The 810-nt window shown below is 39.5% G+C and carries 1 protein-coding gene; it reads right to left on the bottom strand.

The genetic code is table 11. The features are described from left to right. Positions 1-292 precede the first annotated feature (292 nt). Positions 293-810: transposase (locus ACFQVC_RS42445; RefSeq protein WP_381842148.1), on the bottom strand; the 518-nt coding region annotated here is incomplete at its 5' end.

The following is an 810-nucleotide window of genomic DNA, read 5'->3' as shown; positions in this document are numbered from 1 at the left end:
AGAATATTCTTCATACTTCTTGATTAAATTTGGTTTTCGATTTCTAATAAAAAGCTTTTGATAAACAATATTATATGGTTATGTAAGCTATTAATTGGCTCATAGTCAGTTCTGCTTACCGAATAGGTCGGTTAAGCGCCCCTTTTGTTTTTCTCCTAATGGGTCGCACTTCGTGCATATTTAAATAATTCTAGTTTTTAAACATTGTTGTCCGGTTAAATTCCCAATGTTCTTACAAAACATGCTTGGTTTCACTTGATCGCTGTTTTTCTGTTTAATGTCGATAGCATGGTCATGTCTGAAAGATATTTAACTGATTTCGATCTCCCAATGTTAACTTATTCCAGTCCACGTTAGGATTATCCAGGAACTTAAAGAGATGGATATAAGTTAAAGCATGGTTCCTGATAAAGGATGCCAGGTTGGAAAATGCCCATCTATGTTCTGTCCTTCCTTTAATCACCAGCAGGATGAGCTGGGCGATCAGCGATACCCAGATCTGGATCTCGATGGCGTTCTGCGATTCCCCGAGAAAATATTTAAGGGGAAAGTTCTGTTTGAGCCTTTTGAACAGCGATTCTATCTGCCACCGCTGCCGGTAAATATCGGCAATGGCTGTCGCCTCCAGCTCGAAATTGTTGGAGAGGAACTCATAGATATTGTCGTTTGCATGGTCGTAATAGAATACCCTGCGCAATAATAAGGGGCTACCTTTTACCTCAATGCAGATTACCTCATCCTCCAATACACGGTCTGCATCCTTTTGGTGGACAGTAAATTGCTCTAAAGATTCATAAACAGCATTTTCCT

The organism is Streptomyces monticola, assembly GCF_042665355.1.
In the GTDB taxonomy this organism is placed as follows: domain Bacteria; phylum Actinomycetota; class Actinomycetes; order Streptomycetales; family Streptomycetaceae; genus Streptomyces; species Streptomyces monticola.
The sequence above is the reverse complement of the archived record's forward strand: the minus strand, read 5'-3'. Positions and strand labels throughout refer to the sequence as shown.